The following is a 17,358-nucleotide window of genomic DNA, read 5'->3' on the forward strand; positions in this document are numbered from 1 at the left end:
TTTCACGAAATAGGACTCTCTACTCCCATTGCTGCGTAAAACTGTAGAAGGCGTTTGCTAGAAAGAGCTTTCTTTAATAGTTCTTCATTATAACCATAGGTTTGCATCGCCTTGTTGATGGCATCAATTCTTTCTTGTCTTTGTCTTCTATAGTTAGATTCTAACTGTATTTCCAGTGGGACCGTGCGGATAGTGTATGGTCCAAATGATACATTTTTATATAAGTCCCAAATGTATTTTCCGCCTTCCCAAATGCCGTCTCCTGATTGCGAATCGGGAATTCCTGCTGAATTGGAAATGTTCACGACCTCAACATCCACGCCTTCAATTTTCCAACGTCCTTTTGTCCAAGTAAAACCGGACGGGAAGGTTTGGGTAAAGGTTGGCTCTTCAACGGAGGATAGCCTATTCTCATCATATCTGTCACCAACTTTAGAGCGGAGGGAATACGATTGTAACATTTCAGCAAATTGGCGGACACTCTCTTGGTCTTTTACATAGATATCAATGTCCCCCGGGGTTATTTCACATCCTTGAAGCACGGAGCCAACTGATCCAACCAAAATCCACTCTATGGATCTTTCTTTTTGAAAAAAGATCTCACAGATTGTTGATAATGCCTTTTCCCAATTACTCATTTTCTCTACTCCTTTTCATTTCTAGCAATTTATCATTCCGGATTTCATTTATCTTTCCAAAAAATTCGATAGAATCCCCTTGGATAACAATGCCATTACCGTCGTAACAAGTGTAAATAGTGTTTTGGTTGGTTAATGAATACTCTGATAGTTCCTCTAGACGAGGCTGCTGCACATCCCAATGTGGCATGAACTCAAAGTCTATTAGATCCAACGCATCTAAAGTTTGCAAATCAACAATATTTTCGTCTATGTAGTCTGCAATCTTAATCGTTTTCGACATCATGATACTTCCGGCACTCAAGCCTATGAGCAGTTTGCCTTTTTCCACCATGGCTTGGATCGTCGGAATCAGGTTTCTTTCCTGGAGATTTTTTAAAAAATAGAAGGTGTTTCCTCCTGATAAAAAGAGGCCATCACAGGTTTTCAGTTCTTCTATCAATGTTTCATCATATTCTTGATCGGCATCAAAATATAAAATATCGCTAACCCCTAAGGATTGGAAATATTCCTTAACATAGTTGAAGTATTTTCTTTGTGGGTCTGATCGGGAGGGAATGTATCCAAGTTTAAAAGAGCCTTCCCCTATCATCACTTTGATTCTATTTTCTAATTGTGGATGGTTATCTTCTGGAATATTGCTCAAAAGAACGAGATTACGCATAATTAGTACCCCTTTTTCTGAATCTATCCAATTTTACCTCAAGTTCGACATATGAGTGGCGAATCCCTGCCTGAGTGAAGGACAAAACTCTTCACCGCCACTTGCTTTTTGTCCTTCATCCAATCTATGAAAGACAAAACTCGGCTCTGCCTCTTACTTTTTGTCCTTCATCCAATCTATGAAGGACAAAAAACGGCTCTGCACCTTGCTTTTTGTCCTTCATCCAATCTATGAAGGACAGAACCTGGCTCTCCTTCTTGCTTTTTGTCCTTCATCCAAGCTATGAAGGACAAATCCTGGCTCTCCTTCTTGCTTTTTGTCCTTCATCCAAGCTATGAAGGACAAATCCTGGCTCTCCTTCTTGCTTTTTGTCCTTCATCCAAGCTATGAAGGACAGAACCTGGCTCTCCTTCTTGCTTTTTGTCCTTCATCCAAGCTATGAAGGACAAATCCTGGCTCTCCTTCTTGCTTTTTGTCCTTCATCCAAGCTATGAAGGACAGAACCTGGCTCCGCTCCTTGTTTTTTGTTCTTCATCCAAGCTATGAAAGACAAATCATGGCTCTGCTCCTTGTTATTTGTCCTTCATACAAGCTATGAAGGACAAAACCTGGCTCCGCTCGGGAATGTAAATTATTTTGTGTAAATGGTTAAATCCTATATGATTTGACTATATTGAAACTAAAGTGTTCTTACCTACTAGGGGGATAGGGCAATGCTGGGGAGCAACCCGAGCACCTAGTAGGGTTCTGTACAAAAGGAGAGAGGATTTTTCCTCTCTTTTTCCTTTTGGGAGAACGAAAGCGATAAACCCTTAGGGCAGAGCCCTAACTTAACTACGTCAATTATTTCCCAAGCCGGCCCTCAAACATGATATCAAACTGCTGTCTACATTCTAACCATCCAGGAATAGGATTAGACCATTTATCTGTAACTCCAACAGTCGCAAGGTAAACAATTTTCCTTAATGCATTATCCGTTGGATAAGCAGTTTTTGTTTTTGTGACTTTCCTTAGTTGTCTATGGAATGCTTCAATAGTGTTGGTTGTGTAAATTAACTTTCTAATCTCTACTGGGTAAGAAAAGAAAGTCGTGAGTTCTAGCCAGTTGGTCTCCCATGATTTAATAACAGAAGGATATTTCTTTCCCCACTTTTCTTTAAACTCATCAAATTCCAATTCTGCTTGTTCAATTGTATATGCTTTATATACCTTTTTTAAATCGTCCATAAGTTCCTTACGGAATTTGTGAGGAACACACTTTACATTATTTCGTAATTGATGAATGATACAAGACTGAATATCTGTTTTCGGAAACGTGGCATTAATTGCCTCTGAAAATCCAGAAAGCCCGTCTTTACAGGCAATTAGGATATCTTGTACACCACGACTCTTCAAATCTTGGCAAACGTTCAACCAAAAACTAGCACTCTCATCTTCGCCGATCCAAATACCAAGAATGTCCTTAATACCATCTGTATTTACGCCTAAAACTGTATAAGCTGCCTTACTAACAATCCTATTTTCATGCTTAACTTTAAAGTGTATTGCATCCAAAAACACAATAGGATACACAGGGTCTAGTAGACGGGACTGCCATTCATAGACAAGAGGCAACACTTTGTCTGTAACCTTACTTACTAAACTAGAAGAGACGTTAATACCATAAATATCCTTCATGTGGTCCTCAATATCCCGTGTGGACATACCTTTAGAATAAAGGGCAATTATTTGATCCTCTAATCCATTAATAGAGGTCTCATATTTCTTTATAATCTGCGGTTCATATTCACCTTTACGATCTCTAGGGATATTTAACTTGGTTTCACCTAACTTAGATTTAATGGTCTTTTTACTATAGCCATTCCGGCTATTTCCCGTATTGATACCTTTAGAATCATGTTTGGAGTACCCAAGGTGCTCCTCAATCTCAGCCTCGAAAACCTGTTGGAGAGTCTCCTTGAAAAGGTCCCTAATCATGGCATGAATATCGTCCACTGTTTCACATTGACCTGCCAATTCTCTAATTGTCATATCCCTATAATTTTGCATAAATGATCATCTCCTTAATTGGTAAGTATAACCATTTACACAAAACTATAGACGTTCTCCTCCGCTCCTTGCTTTTTGTCCTTCATCCAAGCTATGAAGAACAAATCATGGCTCTCCTTCTTGTTTTTTGTCCTTCATCCAAGCTATGAAGGACAAATCCTGGCTCTCCTTCTTGTTTTTTGTCCTTCATCCAAGCTATGAAGGACAAAACCTAGCTCTCCTTCTTGCTTTTTGTCCTTCATCCAAGCTATGAAGGACAAAACCTAGCTCTCCTTCTTGCTTTTTCCTTCATTGCCCCCCCAAACAAAAAAGCTGCCCAATCTTCTTGGGACAGCTTTTCCTACGAGGCCAACAGGCCCCCACTTATTCAGTTAAATCAATAGAATACTTCGCAAATCCACCATACGATGGTCCGATGTACTTAATCGTCGGGAACTGGCCAAGATATTTTTGTGCATTTGGTGAAGAATCAAACACCGGAACCACTGTACCTTTGAACTTAGCAAAGGACCAGTTTTGGTCTGCCGTTGGATTAATCGTTTTCTTTTCTTGAATATAGTTCGTGATAATTTGACGATTCTCATCAGGTGACTTTAGCACAATCTCCCCCTGACTCGCTCCAGGGAAGGTCGCGCTGGATGCCCGGTAATTATTCGTTGCAACAATAAACTTCTGGTCTGCTGCAACAGGCTTCCCTTGATAGGTTAGATTAACAACTCTGCCCGTACCCGGATTAATGACATTCCCATTAGGGTCATATTTTGCCGGCTTCGTCACATCAATTTGATATTGCACTCCATCAATTACATCAAAATTAAAGGATTGGAAATTAGGATTAATCAATGGCTGGTCACCAGTATTAGATGGGTCAATCTGATTAAATTGACCTGAACTCATTTCCAACCATTCTTTGAGTTGTGCTCCCGTTACTAATTTCGCTTGAAGCGTATTCGGATACAAATACAAATCAGCGACATTTTTTATAGCCAAAGTACCCGCAGGAATATCTGTGTAATATTGTGGACCGTTACGGCCACCTGCTTTAAACGGCGCTGCTGCAGAAAGAATAGGGATCCCTGCATACTTACTGTACGCTGGATCTTTTAGTTTCTCTGCCAAATATTCTGTTTGTGCATTATTCACGATTTGTACAGAAGGATCATCTTGGACCAGCGCAAAATAACTATAAATCGGAGCGGTTGTTTCTCCAACAGGCTGATTCACATACTTAATCGTACCCTCATGTTCAGGTAAAATAGCCTTCATTAACTCCTCGTCTGTTTCAACAATCGATTTACCCGTTGCATCCACAATCGGTCTCACACTAGCTTTACTGTCAACCACGTTCCACTTGCCCCGACTCTTCTCCAGTTGGAGGTCAATCACCCCAAGATGACTGCCGAAAGCCCCTGGCATCACAACCGGTTTCCCATTGATCGTTCCTTTTTCTAGATTCACATTTTGAAGATCTTTATAAAGTGGGCCGGGGAAAACATTATGCTGATGTCCGGTAAAAATTGCATCAATGTCCTTGATGTCGGTTAAATAGTAAGCTGCATTCTCCATACCTGCCTGATACGGCTCACCGCTTATCCCCGTATGAGCAAGGGCGACAATAACGTCTGCTCCCTTCTTTTTCATCATTGGAACATATTTTTTTGCAGTCTCAACAATGGATTTTACCTCGACTTTTCCTTCTAAATTAGCTTTATCCCATTCCATAATCTGTGGTGGAACAAATCCAATTACTCCTACCTTAATTGTTTGCTTTTTCCCTTGTGCATCTACAAGCGTTTTATTAAAAATAACATATGGTTCAAAATAGGGTTCATTTGTGCCTGCTTTCACCACATTGGCATTTACAAGAGGCATTTTGGCATCATTTAGTGTTTCATTGAGGTAGTCCAAACCGTAATTAAATTCGTGGTTGCCCACTGTAGTAGCATCGTAGCCTAAAAGGTTAAACAAGCGGTAAACTGGATGCACCTCACCCTTTTTTAACCCCTTTACCTTTGCCACATAATCTCCTAATGGATTTCCTTGAATCTCGTCCCCATTATCAAACAGCATCGAATTTTTCACTTCATTGCGTGCTTGTTTGATCAAGGTAGCAGTTTTCACCAAACCGACTTTGTCGTCTTGCTTTGTCTGATAATAATCATAATTAGCTAAAAAAACATGAAGATCGGTCGTTCCGAGTAAGCGCAACTGAACAGTACTTTCTGGCTTTTGCGCAAAAGCACGATTTGGCAGCAACTGTCCAATGATGATAAGCATTGAAACTAGAAAGATGTTAATTGTTTTAACCAATCCATTACCTCCCTTTTGAAAAATTTCATACAAACGAAGATAGTTTTAGCAGCATTGGATTGGAATATGCTGATACTCTTAAAAAAATCCATCCATCAAAATCTATTCCATTCGAGTAAACGGTGAATTATAATATTAAGATAGTCACTTACAAAATAAGGTAAGAATAAACCTTACATTTCAGGAGGTGATGAGTCTTGGGAAATCTAACTAGATTACCAGGGACTCCAACAACTCATGCAAAGCCAAGTATTGGAAAGGCGATACTTTGCATGGGGCGGACACTTATTTAACAAATCGCCCAGGTAAGCTTTTTAATACGCGGCTTTGCACCTTATTTTTCTAAAACAAATAAGGAGCTGGCAAAGTATGAAATATGTAAACGCAAGCAACATCTTACCTGAAAAGCTGATTGCAGAAATTCAAAGGTACGTTCAAGGGGAGACCCTTTATATTCCGAAACCGGAAAAAACCTACCGAAAATGGGGAAGTTGTTCTGGGGCAAGAAAGTCAATTGATGAACGAAATGCCTTAATCAAACATGCTTTTTCTAACGGAAAAAGCATTCCTGAGTTAGCGGATGAGCATTTCTTATCTATCGAAACGATTAAAAAAATAGTTTACTCGAATAAAAAACACTGATGGTCCATCAGTGTTTTCTTATGTATAGTTTGTTTCTAAGTCATCTTCTACATTTTATTTGTGAGATGCTTTCTATAAAATAAAGTTGAACGAGGTGACGAACAATGAAAGATAAATTCATAAGGAATGAACAATATAATTTTATCAAACGGCAAGTAGATTTAATTAAAGATAGTTACAGAAAGAATTCTGATCCGAGCGTGATTAAGGCCGTTAGGGAACTGGCAAACGCTCAAATTCTTGAGCTCTTTCCACAAGCTTCAAAGGAACAGATGGAAAAGCTCGATCTTTCGAGCATGAAAACGGATGCTGAATTTGACCAGTATGCTCAAGAGCTGGCAAACTACTTAATTCCGTTCCCGAATCTGACCGAGCAGCAAGTCAAAAAGATGTTTCCAAAAGCGAAGAAATTAAAGGTACCCAATTTATTGGCAATTGATTTCGAGAAAATTACCTATCTAAGCTGGACGGATATCAGCACCAACAAAAAGTTTATTATCTATGAGCACGATGAGAAATTACTTGGGATTGACTGTAAATACTCTATTTTAAATAAAGATAATATCTGCTCGTTCTGTAATCGCTTTGGGCAAGTGGCCTTTATTTCCACAATCACTAAAGCTAAAAAGTCGAATAATCCAGACTACTACAAAGCCATTGGAAACTATATCTGCCTGGACAGTTCTGAATGTAATAAAAAGATCACATGCGTTGACTATTTAACTTCGTTTTTAGAAGAGTCGCTAAAGAAACATGCTTTAGAATAAAGAACCTTGCTAGTGTAAAATTGGCAAGGTTCTTTTTTTGTTTGCGTAAAGCGGCCGCTGTATCGTCCGTATTAGAATAATAACTGTCAATCCGAGAGTATTGTGCTCTTATGCGAGAGTAAAGCAAAATCCCACATCCAGGACTTTTTTAAATATATTCAACCTCATAAAATGGTTTATTAAAATCTAATTCCGTTGCAGCCTTTTGATCTAAGAAAATCGTACAGTTAGGATGTAACTGTAAAAGAGAGGCAGGACACCCCGTTGAAATTGGACCTTCTAATGCTTGTTTCATTATCATTGCTTTCTCTTCCCCAAGGGCCATGAATAAAATCCAATTTGCGCGGAGGATACTCGCTACTCCCATTGTAATTGCATAGGTAGGTACCTCATTTATGGAAGAAAATGCAGGCGAATTCACCCTTCTTGTTTCTTCAGTTAAACGAACAATATGCGTATGGGGTGAAAGCTTTTTACTAGGTTCATTAAAACCAATATGACCGTTTAAACCTACCCCTAAAACCTGTACATCTAATTGACCAGCTTGATTCAGAATTTGATTATACCGGATACACTCTTGCTCCGGAGAGACGGCTTCCCCATCTGGGATAAAGATGTGTTCTTCTTTTAAATTCACATGATCAAACAAATGTATTCTCATAAAAGAATAAAAGGATGACTGATGACTTTTCGGTAATTCCAAATACTCATCAAGATTGAATGTCCTAACATCCGTAAAATCGACTCCGCCAGATTGATAGAGAGATACAAGAGAACGATAAATTCCAACTGGTGTATTTCCAGTTGCCAAACCTATTTTTGCTTCATTGTTCTCTCCAATAAATTTTGCAAGCAATTCTGCACAATAATCATTAAGTGTTTTTATAGATTGAGAAATAATTAATTTCATAAAATTTGTGATACCTTATATTTTTCTATTTTTGCACAAAGTTCACGGGAACGATTTATAATTTCAGAAAAATCTTCTTTTTGTGAACGCTTGATTAATGAGCTTCCTAAGCCCACAGCACATGCTCCCGCCTTTAACCATTGTTCTACATTATCGATTGTTACACCGCCAGTAGGCATGAGTTGAGCATGTGGAAGTGGGCCTTTTATTGCTTTAATAATGTTCATATCATAAACATCACCAGGGAATAACTTCAAAATATCTACTCCCTCTTCTAACGCATGAACTGACTCCTTTAGAGTCATAACTCCAGGCATATAGGGAATTCTGTAACGATTACATATTCTTGCTGTTTCTTCATTTAAGTAGGGACTGACAATAAATTGTGCACCCGATAACATCGCTATTCTAGCAGTTTCAGAATCAAGGACACTACCTGCACCTACCACTACATTGCTAGCTTTATATTTAGCTGTTAAGGTTTCAATTACATGTGTTGCTTGTGGTACAGTAAAGGTCACTTCTATAATAGATATTCCGCCTTCAATACAGGCTTCTGAAATATCAATTGCCTCTTGTGCTGTCTCTGCTCGAATTACCGCAATTGCCTTTTTCTCGGTTATTTCTTTTAGAACAGTTTCTTTCGTAGTCATCCCTTAAACCTCCCAAACAAATTAATTCCGGAGTGAATTTGCAATTTGTACTAATCTGCTGAATTTTTCTTCATCCAAACTTACTTGGAATACTTCCGCGATTACCTGTGACCATCCATGGATAAAATAAATCCACCCATCTTCGACATGCAAGTTTTTATTATTTCTTTGCTCATTCGCCTGATGCATGAAGAGGAGATCTCCTCGATAATTCAGTTCCCATACATAACTATCTTTAGGAAATTCACAATGGTCCGATAGTGGTGATCCAGGTCGGTCTTTTCCTAATCCTGTAGCATTCACAACTAATGAATGATCTACCAATTTTGCTAGAATCTGATCATTATCCTCAGCAGTTTCAGCTAAAAGATATTCAATGTTGGCATTCGGATTAATTTTATTTATTATTACTCTCATCGAATCAAGTCTAGGCTGGCTCCTATTACTTACATAAATTTTGCTAGGGACATTAGCTTTATTTTCAGGATTTAATAGATATGCGGCTATTGCAATAGCACTTCCACCAGCACCCATAATGAACACTTCTCCTTGGTGCTCCTTCCAAAAGTGTACAGGAATGAATGCTTCTAATGACAAGCCACTAGTAATTGGGTCCTTTGCAAATCCTCTATATTTTCCATCTTTTTTAGAAATACAAGATAATTCGTGAAAATTTACAGCATAAGGATCTAGGTAGTCAAAATACTCAGATGCAGCCTCATAAATGTCTATTTTATGTGTAGTCACTAGCGCACCAAGCGATAATTTATCTTCTTTTAGGAACCTCGTCACTTGTTGATATACCTCTTTATCTGCATGAATAGGAATATCAATTCCTTTAATAACGGCATCAAGTCCTAGTTCCTCTGCCCATAAAGGAAAAAGTTTCATTATAGAAGATTGTTGTGTGGTAACACCAATAAAATAGAATGTAGGTTTTTGCGCTTTTTCCAATTTCATTCCTCCACCATCTTTTCTAGAGATTTCTTACTAAAAGAGCTTGTTTAGGGTTTTCGACCGTCAAAATATGTAATATGGCTTCAGGACAGCCTCGTTCTTTTAAATAAGGTATAAATTTATTTAGTAAGTAACTTAAGTTTATTGATCCACCGTAGGCCCCTAAACGCTCACGTGTTGTATCTAAACTCAATAGTATTTGTCGTTCATATCCTGCTTCAATCATGTTTTCAATTAGATCAGCTTCTACCGAATCGTCGTGATATTTAAATCGACCGATGGTATCATACTCAACAAAAACTCCAGCAGATAAAATTTCTTTATGTAATTCATAATCATGATGGGTACGATCAAGATGGCAAAAAATTAGAGAATCTAATGGCACAGAATGTTCTTTAAAAAAGTGAATAACCTTTAAAGGATCTGCTCCTTTTTCCATATGAATCATGATTGGCAATCCTGTTTGACACTGGGCTTCAGCTGCAGCACTGAACATTTTTTCATTCCGGGTCTCAATCCCTTTTGGGCTGACAGCCGTTTTAATCATCCCTGTTTTCGCTGTTAATTGGATGTTAGGTACCTCTTTATCAGTCGCAATAAACATTCCATTTTTTGCTTCTGATATGAAAATTTCAGCTAATTTTGTTTCATTAAATTTGAAAATCCAATGGCTCTCATCATAAAAACTAAGGCTATGAAACCCGGTTGATGCGACAATATCAACTCCTGTTTCCTTGGATAATCGAACTAAGTTCTGCTCCATTCTCCCACATCCAATTGGCTGTGCATCAACGAGAAGGGTTCCTCCATTTTTCTTGTATTCATTAACCTCAGCAAAAGAACGCTCGTAATCGTCGATTAATAGAGCCTTATTAAGTAAAGCTGGCGTTCCATTAGCTAAAAATAGATGCTCATGACATTGAGAAAAGCCAATCTCACATACATCTTTTTGATTTAAAACAGTTTGCACATAAGCACTCAAAAAAACACTCTCCCTTTTTATGACACCTTGGTCAAGTGATTAAAAATTAATATGATCTGGATCAGGACCCACCCGTTTGTTTTCATTAAGAGCATCAAGTTTTTCTATATCATTTTTCTCCATTACAAAATCAAATACATCTGCATTGCTAATAATCCGTTCTTTCTTTATTGACTTTGGAATGGTAACAACTCCATGCTCTAAATCCCAACGAATGAGAACTTGCGCTGTTGTCTTTCCATATTTTTCCGCAATATCAGATACTACATGATGATTCAACAATTGTCCTTGCATTAATGGACTCCATGCTTCTAATTGAATGCCATGGTCTTTACAAAATTTTCTTAATTCCGGCTGAGACAGCTTTGGATGAAATTCCACTTGGTTTACCATCGGCATAATTTCTGTATTTTCCATGATATCTTTAAGGTGATGTACCTGGAAATTACTAACCCCAATGGCGCGGACATATCCGTCTTTATAGAGTTTTTCTAGTGCTTTCCATGTTTCTAAATACTTTTCTTTTACTGGCCAATGTATTAAATAAAGGTCAAGATAATCTAAATTTAAACTCTTTAGGCTTTGATTAAAGGCTAATAAAGTTGGTTCGTAGCCCTGATCAGTATTCCATACTTTGGAAGTAACGAATAACTCATCTCTGTTTACCCCCGATTGCTTAATGCCTTGCCCAACACCTTTTTCATTTTGATATACTGCTGCGGTATCAATGCTTCTATATCCTGCTTCAATTGCCCATTGAACTGAATCGACTACATCCTGACCCTCGTTTACTTGGAATACACCAAGACCTAGCCATGGCATCTTGACTCCATTATTTAATACTGTTGTATCACCTAAACTCTTCACTATCATTTCGCACTTCCTCTCCTAGCAGATCTTCTTCAGCCATAGATAATTATTAGGGGCTAATTGAACTTTAAATCCATCACTTTAGAAACCTTCGCCCTAAAAACATCGCTTTTCTTTAGCTGCGTTTTTTCTGTATTTGATCAAAGAATACAACGATAATCAATAATGCTCCAATTGCAATTTGCAGCCAAAACGGCTCAATTCTAAGCAGATTTCCAGCATTACGAAGAGTAGACATAATTAACGATCCAATAATGGTACCTATCACACTCCCCTGTGCCCCGAATAAACTTGCTCCTCCAATTACAGAAGAGGCAATGGCATCAAGTTCATAGGATGTACCTGCTGTTGGAACACCACTTGCTAAGCGGGAGGTCATTAATAAACCTGCAAGTGATGAAAGAACTCCAGAGATCATATAGGCACCATAAGTGGTTATTCTAACGCTTACTCCCGATAGGCGCGCAGCCTCATCGCTGCTTCCAATAGAAAATAAGTTCCTACCGAACACTGTATACCGAAGAATAACCATAAAAATAACCGATACAATAAATAGGATAAATATTAAATATGGAATGCCCAAAATGTCCGAGTTTGCGATTTTTGTAAAATTCCTTGGGATTCCAGAAATAATTTTCCCATCGCTAACCAAAAGAGTTGCCCCTCTAACAATAGTCATCGTACCCAAGGTTGCGATAAAAGGTGTAATTTTCATATCGTAAATAATGAAACCGTTTAATAATCCAATCAATAAGCCCATTGCCAAAACAATAACAAAGGTCAAAAAAATAGGGACACCAGAAACAAGTAATACTGCAGATGCAATACATGAAATCCCTAACGTTGAACCTACTGATAAATCTATTCCTTTGGTAATAATTACGTATGTCTGACCGATTGCAACTATGGCAATAATTGCAGTTTGCCGACCAAGATTTGACATATTATTGAATGTGAAAAATCTTGGTTCCATAATGGATATAACAAGCCACATTAAAATTAGTATCAAAGGTAAGGATACTGAAAAAAATAATTTATAATTGATTTTAAACTTTTTTATGCTAACAGGTTTTTGTTCTACAACCACAGATTTCTCTGCCATGGTTTACCCCTCCACTCTTAAGCATATGCTGCTGTCATAATTTCTTTTTCGACAAATCCCTCAGACCGCTTAAACTCTCCAGTTAAGACACCTTCACTCATGACAAGGATTCGATCACAAACTTCAAGTAGCTCTGGCAGATAGGATGAGCAATAAAATACACATTTCCCTTCATCTGCAAATTGTCTCGAAACCCTAAAGATATCTCGTCGTGCTCCAACATCTATTCCTGCAGTAGGTTCATCGAGAAGCAGGACCTTAATGTCTGTTCCTTTCCATTTTGCAACTACAATTTTCTGCTGATTTCCTCCACTTAAATCATCAATATCCTGATCGAGGGAACTATATTTCACTTTAAAATCCCTTATAATATCTAAAGCTCTATTTTTTTCAATTTTGGAATGGGTAAAACCGAAGGAAGACGCCTTTTTATAGGATGATATATTTACATTTTTATAAATAGAAATTCTCGGTAAATATCCCTCTGTTTTACGGTCTTCTGCTACGAAGCCAATCCCCTTTTTGATAGAATCACGAGGGGTTTTAGGATTAAATTCTTTCCCTTCAACCATAAGGCCTCCTGATTTTGGTGGAATCGCTCCGTAAATACCTTTTAATAATTCAGTTTTTCCTGCCCCCACCAGACCAAATAATCCTACAACTTCACCTTGCTTGAGATTAATAGAAATGTTTTTATAGAAAGGCTCATTCGAGACATTCTTTAGTTGAATTAAGTCGCCTTTTATCTCTGCTGGATAGTATGAATCACCTTCGCTTTGCATCTTGCCTGCAATTGCATCGATGAGGATATCGTTATTTACATCTGCAATTGGTTTTGTCCATATTTTATTTCCGTCACGAAGCACGGTAATTCGATCACAAATTTGGAAAATCTCTTCTAAGCGGTGTGATATGTAAATAATAGAAACACCTTTAGATACTAATTCTTTCAATATTGTAAACAGCTTTTGAACATCATCCTCTGCTAAAAGAGCAGTTGGTTCATCTAGAATTAATAGATTTGCGTTTTTGGATAACGCCTTGGCAATTGCTATGATTTCTTGATCCGCCATTTTAAGGTTACCCACCTTTTCATGTGGACTTAACTCACCGATACCTGCTTTTACTAAAGCATCTTTTGTTTGTTTTATTGCTTTCTTTTTATTAACAAATACTCCAAAATTCTTTGGCAACTTTCCCATCAAAATATTTTCCATTATGGAAACCTCAGGTGCCAGTTTTAAATCCTGATATACAACTGCTATCCCAAGATCCTCTAGTTCTTTGACAGGTATAGAATGAAACACTCTGTCTTTAACAATAATTTCTCCTTCTTCAGGTGAATATGCACCGGTTAAAATTTTTATTAATGTACTTTTTCCCGCTCCATTTTCACCAAGTAGTGCATGAATTTCACCAGGCATAATTTCAAAGTCAATTCCCTTGAGAGCAGTTGTCCCCTTAAATTTTTTAACTATTTTTTTCATTTCGACTAGAGGCTTAGTCAAGCGAATCCCCCCTTTTATTCGTGCGCACCCTAAGATTCTAGGGTGCGCTTAATCATGCTTTATCGTTTTTCTGGGTATAATAATTTTTGAACGTCTTCATTCTCGAAGTTATCCATAGATACTGCTGTCACGCCCGTATCAATATCTTTTTCAACTTTTTTCCCTTCAAGTTTTGCCACTACATTCATTACACCTTTATACCCCATACCAAATGGATCCTGAACAATTAGATAGTCAATGGCACCTGATTTTAAAGAATTGATTTGCTCTTCGTCAGCATCATATGAAACTACCGCAATAGAATCCTGTAATTTCTCTTCTGATACTGCACGTCCTACACCGATACCAGTGTGGTTATTATCAGCGAAGAATCCAACAATATCTGGGTTACTAGTAATAATGTCTTGTGCTGTACCTAGGGCTTTTGTAATATCATTATCAACATAACGAGTGTCAAGAACTTTAATATCTGGAGCTATTTTCTTCAAACGGTCAATAAATCCCTTGTCTCGATCAGTTAATACCTGCACCCCCGCCATCGCACTTACTACAGCTACTTTCCCTTTTAATTCTTTTCCAGCCTTCTTCAATTCTTCAACTAATTTATCAGCAGCCAATGCGCCACCTTTAAGGTTATCTGTTGCTAAGAAACTAACGTACTGGTCTGTTTTGACACGGTTATCAACTAATACAACTGGAATATCTTGACCCATAGCATTTTCAATTGCCGGTACAGTTGCATCCGAGCTTGTTGAAGCAATTACAATACCATCTGGTTGACTCGTAATGACATTTTCTAAAATTGCAACCTGCTTATCGATATCAGCCTCTGATGGAGGTCCATCAGTAGTGATTTTAACTTTATTACCTAGCTCTTTTCCCGCAGCTTTCGCACCTTGTAGTACTGTTTGCCAAAATCCTGAATCAGTTGCTTTAATAATGACAGCTATATCAAGAGGCTCATTACTTTTCCCTTTTTCTTTTGAACCATCGCTGCTTGATGATTGGCTACAAGCTACTAATCCACCCATTAGTGAAACGGCTAAAATCATTGAACCTACTTTTTTCCCAATCTTCATTAAATACCCCTCCAGATTATTTATTGTTTTTTATTTTTGTAGTTTTATTACATAGAGGTGATTATTCCATTTATAAAGTAATCATCTCTAAATCCCCAATGTTTTCTAACCTAATAAGTAACTCCTGCAATTAAGATGACACTAGAATAAGAAACGGCTTCACCCGTTCGAACGATTCCACGCGAAGAACTCGTTTTTTGTTTAAATTCAATATGAGGTATAAAATAAAACGGAATTTCTTTGAACAGTTCCTCGTAAAATGCTAATTGGTCAGGGCTCTTTTCCTTTATTTCTTCCGCAAGAATAATCCCTTCAATCTCAAGCTCATCATTTATGGCAATGAGCATATCCTTCATGGGAATCATTCCTTTGGTTAAACATAGGTCAATCCGAGGTAAAGAAGGATCTAAAGGCAGTCCTGCATCTGAAACGGTAATAATATCAGCATGTCCTGTTGCAGCAATCAATTCTGAAAGCGGGTGATTCAGAATCCCATATTTTTTCATAGAAAACCTCCTAAAAATAAGCTGCTACTTGGTAGGAAACCCTTTAAAAACTACTATTCACTAATTTTGGTGTTGGTAGACTTTCCAATCCTCCAAAAATTGAACCAGTCCACTATCTGTCATTGGATGGTTAAACATTTGCATAAATACCTTGAAGGGCATTGTTGCTGCACTTGCCCCCTGTTCTGCCACTGATACGATATCTTGATTACTGCGAAGGCTAGCCCCAATTACGTTTGTTTGTAGACCCTGAATCGAAAAAATCCGAACAATATCATTAATTAACTGAAGCCCTGGCCACCCAATATCGTTAATTCTGCCAACATAGGGACTTACATAACTTGCACCCGCTTTTGCAGCTAGCATGGCTTGTGCGACGGAATAGACAAGGGTTATATTCGTTTGTATTCCTTGACTGGATAATACTTTGGATGCTTTAAGCGACTCCGGTCCCATCGGTAGCTTAATTACTGGCTGTTTTAATATTGCTACTACCTCTAAGGCTTCTTCGACCATGGCTGCTGAATTTTCACTTACAACTTGATACCAAACCTTCCCATCTACTAGTTCATTGATTTCTGCCAGGCGCTGTTTGTAAGGCACACCTTGCTTTGAGAGAATGGAAGGATTAGTTGTAACCCCATCTAAAATGGACAAAGTCATCGCGTGTTTAATCTCTGATAAATCTGCTGTATCAATGTATAGTTCCAAGTATTTCACTCCTATTTCGATAGAATGCCAATACTTTATCGGTTGTTTGAGTTGTCATACGCTGAGTTGCTTCTTTACTAGCTGAGGCATTATGTGGTGTTAGAATAATATTGTCTAATTCTGTTAATGGTGAATTCTTGAGAGGTTCTTCCTCAAATACATCTATTGCAGCCCCGGCGATTTGCTTTTCTTTTAAAGCTGTATAAAGTGCTTGTTCGTCAATGATTCCGCCTCTTGCTGTGTTGATAATAAATGTATTTGGTTTCATCTTTGCAAGGCATTCTTTATTAATTAAATGCTTTGTTTCCTTATTCAAAGGTAAATGAATACAAATGACATCACTCTGTTCAATAATTTCTTCTAAACTGCAGTACTTGACATCAAATTGATTGGCAAAACTGTTATCTTGATAAAGATCGTAGGCTAGAATTTTCATATTAAAACCAAATGCACGTCTAGCAATAGATTTTCCGATCGCACCAAGTCCTAAAATTCCAATCGATTTATTATAGATTTCATAACCCGTACGCTTTTTCCATTGACCTTGACGAATTTCTCTGTCACTAATATGGATTTGCCTTGCTAGGGAAAGTAAGAGACCAAAGGTATAATCTGCTACTGCCTCTGTATTAACTCCAGGTGTATTTTCTACCTTAATTCCTTTTTCCTTTGCAATTTCTAAATCAATATTGTCAAGGCCCACTCCATACTTTACGATTAGTTCCAAATGTTCGGCAGCTTCTAGTACCTTTCTTGTCACCTGATCAGTACCCACAATGACTGCATGGACATCTTTGATTTTCTCAACCAATACGTTTTCTCGAAACGGCCCTGCTTCTCTAATAATTTCAAACTGATTGGGATTGAACTTCTTTAAGATTTGATCCAAATCAAACAGTCCATAAGACCTTGGAGTAATCAGTATTTTTTTCACGATTGCCCTCCACTTTTTAAATTTATAAGGTTTGATAACTATTTAAGCTTGGCGTATAGCTCTATAAAACTTCAAA

16 protein-coding genes and 1 pseudogene are annotated in these 17,358 nt (G+C 37.8%); 2 read left to right on the plus strand and 15 right to left on the minus strand.

The window, feature by feature from the left end:
* Positions 1-2: 2 nt before the first annotated feature.
* The 4 genes and pseudogenes from AA0X95_RS26295 to AA0X95_RS26310 all read right to left on the minus strand — a co-directional run.
* Entirely contained in the window at positions 3-638 is a 636-nt protein-coding gene (locus tag AA0X95_RS26295) for a hypothetical protein (protein WP_413303514.1), read from the minus strand.
* Complete coding sequence (locus AA0X95_RS26300) at positions 631-1,302, minus strand: Type 1 glutamine amidotransferase-like domain-containing protein (protein ID WP_413303517.1); 672 nt, start codon at positions 1,300-1,302, stop codon at positions 631-633. The genes AA0X95_RS26295 and AA0X95_RS26300 overlap by 8 nt, the downstream gene beginning before the upstream one ends.
* An 843-nt stretch (positions 1,303-2,145) precedes the next feature.
* Positions 2,146-3,351: an IS256 family transposase gene (locus AA0X95_RS26305; RefSeq protein ID WP_413299614.1), complete on the minus strand. Its 1,206-nt coding sequence runs from the start codon at positions 3,349-3,351 to the stop codon at positions 2,146-2,148.
* Positions 3,352-3,717: 366 nt separating this feature from the next.
* Positions 3,718-5,628 (minus strand): annotated as a pseudogene (locus AA0X95_RS26310) (bifunctional 2',3'-cyclic-nucleotide 2'-phosphodiesterase/3'-nucleotidase); the annotation flags it as partial.
* Positions 5,629-6,030: 402 nt separating this feature from the next.
* Here AA0X95_RS26310 and AA0X95_RS26315 point away from each other — a divergent pair.
* Positions 6,031-6,303, plus strand: a complete 273-nt coding sequence (locus AA0X95_RS26315) for a CD3324 family protein (RefSeq protein WP_413303520.1) — start codon at positions 6,031-6,033, stop codon at positions 6,301-6,303.
* 104 nt (positions 6,304-6,407) lie between these two features.
* Entirely contained in the window at positions 6,408-7,070 is a 663-nt protein-coding gene (locus AA0X95_RS26320; protein ID WP_413303523.1) for a FusB/FusC family EF-G-binding protein, read from the plus strand.
* A gap of 148 nt (positions 7,071-7,218) precedes the next feature.
* Here AA0X95_RS26320 and nagB read toward each other — a convergent pair whose 3' ends face one another.
* From nagB to AA0X95_RS26375, 11 genes are all read right to left on the minus strand, one after another.
* Positions 7,219-7,980, minus strand: coding sequence for a glucosamine-6-phosphate deaminase (gene nagB / locus AA0X95_RS26325; protein WP_413303525.1), 762 nt, complete (start codon positions 7,978-7,980; stop codon positions 7,219-7,221).
* Positions 7,977-8,633 (minus strand): bifunctional 2-keto-4-hydroxyglutarate aldolase/2-keto-3-deoxy-6-phosphogluconate aldolase, encoded by a 657-nt coding sequence (locus AA0X95_RS26330; RefSeq protein WP_413303528.1) that lies wholly within the window; start codon positions 8,631-8,633, stop codon positions 7,977-7,979. The genes nagB and AA0X95_RS26330 overlap by 4 nt, the downstream gene beginning before the upstream one ends.
* A gap of 21 nt (positions 8,634-8,654) precedes the next feature.
* Positions 8,655-9,593 (minus strand): shikimate dehydrogenase, encoded by a 939-nt coding sequence (locus AA0X95_RS26335; protein WP_413303531.1) that lies wholly within the window; start codon positions 9,591-9,593, stop codon positions 8,655-8,657.
* A gap of 16 nt (positions 9,594-9,609) precedes the next feature.
* Complete coding sequence (locus tag AA0X95_RS26340; RefSeq protein ID WP_413303534.1) at positions 9,610-10,572, minus strand: phosphotriesterase; 963 nt, start codon at positions 10,570-10,572, stop codon at positions 9,610-9,612.
* Positions 10,573-10,611: 39 nt separating this feature from the next.
* Positions 10,612-11,445 carry an aldo/keto reductase gene (locus tag AA0X95_RS26345; protein ID WP_413303537.1) on the minus strand — a complete coding sequence of 278 codons (834 nt, stop codon included), beginning with the start codon at positions 11,443-11,445 and terminating at the stop codon, positions 10,612-10,614.
* Between the two features lie 112 nt (positions 11,446-11,557).
* Complete coding sequence (locus AA0X95_RS26350; protein ID WP_413303540.1) at positions 11,558-12,544, minus strand: ABC transporter permease; 987 nt, start codon at positions 12,542-12,544, stop codon at positions 11,558-11,560.
* Positions 12,545-12,561: 17 nt separating this feature from the next.
* Complete coding sequence (locus AA0X95_RS26355; RefSeq protein WP_413303543.1) at positions 12,562-14,052, minus strand: sugar ABC transporter ATP-binding protein; 1,491 nt, start codon at positions 14,050-14,052, stop codon at positions 12,562-12,564.
* Between the two features lie 59 nt (positions 14,053-14,111).
* Complete coding sequence (locus AA0X95_RS26360) at positions 14,112-15,131, minus strand: ABC transporter substrate-binding protein (RefSeq protein ID WP_413303546.1); 1,020 nt, start codon at positions 15,129-15,131, stop codon at positions 14,112-14,114.
* 110 nt (positions 15,132-15,241) lie between these two features.
* Positions 15,242-15,637 carry a D-ribose pyranase gene (gene rbsD, locus AA0X95_RS26365; RefSeq protein WP_413303548.1) on the minus strand — a complete coding sequence of 132 codons (396 nt, stop codon included), beginning with the start codon at positions 15,635-15,637 and terminating at the stop codon, positions 15,242-15,244.
* A gap of 60 nt (positions 15,638-15,697) precedes the next feature.
* Positions 15,698-16,348, minus strand: coding sequence for a fructose-6-phosphate aldolase (fsa, locus tag AA0X95_RS26370; RefSeq protein WP_413303551.1), 651 nt, complete (start codon positions 16,346-16,348; stop codon positions 15,698-15,700).
* Positions 16,332-17,282 (minus strand): phosphoglycerate dehydrogenase, encoded by a 951-nt coding sequence (locus tag AA0X95_RS26375; RefSeq protein WP_413303553.1) that lies wholly within the window; start codon positions 17,280-17,282, stop codon positions 16,332-16,334. Before AA0X95_RS26375 ends, fsa begins: the two co-directional genes overlap by 17 nt.
* Between the last annotated feature and the right edge of the window lie 76 nt (positions 17,283-17,358).

It is taken from the genome of Neobacillus phoenicis, assembly GCF_047302305.1.
Lineage (GTDB): Bacteria > Bacillota > Bacilli > Bacillales > Cytobacillaceae > Neobacillus.

Bases quoted from the DNA above. Each gene is read 5' to 3' on its own strand.
- nagB (WP_413303525.1), bottom strand. From the start codon at position 7,980: ATGAAATTAATTATTTCTCAATCTATAAAAACACTTAATGATTATTGT.
- AA0X95_RS26360 (WP_413303546.1), bottom strand. From the start codon at position 15,131: ATGAAGATTGGGAAAAAAGTAGGTTCAATGATTTTAGCCGTTTCACTA.
- AA0X95_RS26300 (WP_413303517.1), bottom strand. From the start codon at position 1,302: ATGCGTAATCTCGTTCTTTTGAGCAATATTCCAGAAGATAACCATCCA.
- AA0X95_RS26315 (WP_413303520.1), top strand. From the start codon at position 6,031: ATGAAATATGTAAACGCAAGCAACATCTTACCTGAAAAGCTGATTGCA.
- AA0X95_RS26320 (WP_413303523.1), top strand. From the start codon at position 6,408: ATGAAAGATAAATTCATAAGGAATGAACAATATAATTTTATCAAACGG.
- AA0X95_RS26350 (WP_413303540.1), bottom strand. From the start codon at position 12,544: ATGGCAGAGAAATCTGTGGTTGTAGAACAAAAACCTGTTAGCATAAAA.
- AA0X95_RS26295 (WP_413303514.1), bottom strand. From the start codon at position 638: ATGAGTAATTGGGAAAAGGCATTATCAACAATCTGTGAGATCTTTTTT.
- rbsD (WP_413303548.1), bottom strand. From the start codon at position 15,637: ATGAAAAAATATGGGATTCTGAATCACCCGCTTTCAGAATTGATTGCT.
- AA0X95_RS26330 (WP_413303528.1), bottom strand. From the start codon at position 8,633: ATGACTACGAAAGAAACTGTTCTAAAAGAAATAACCGAGAAAAAGGCA.
- AA0X95_RS26335 (WP_413303531.1), bottom strand. From the start codon at position 9,593: ATGAAATTGGAAAAAGCGCAAAAACCTACATTCTATTTTATTGGTGTT.
- AA0X95_RS26345 (WP_413303537.1), bottom strand. From the start codon at position 11,445: ATGATAGTGAAGAGTTTAGGTGATACAACAGTATTAAATAATGGAGTC.
- AA0X95_RS26305 (WP_413299614.1), bottom strand. From the start codon at position 3,351: ATGCAAAATTATAGGGATATGACAATTAGAGAATTGGCAGGTCAATGT.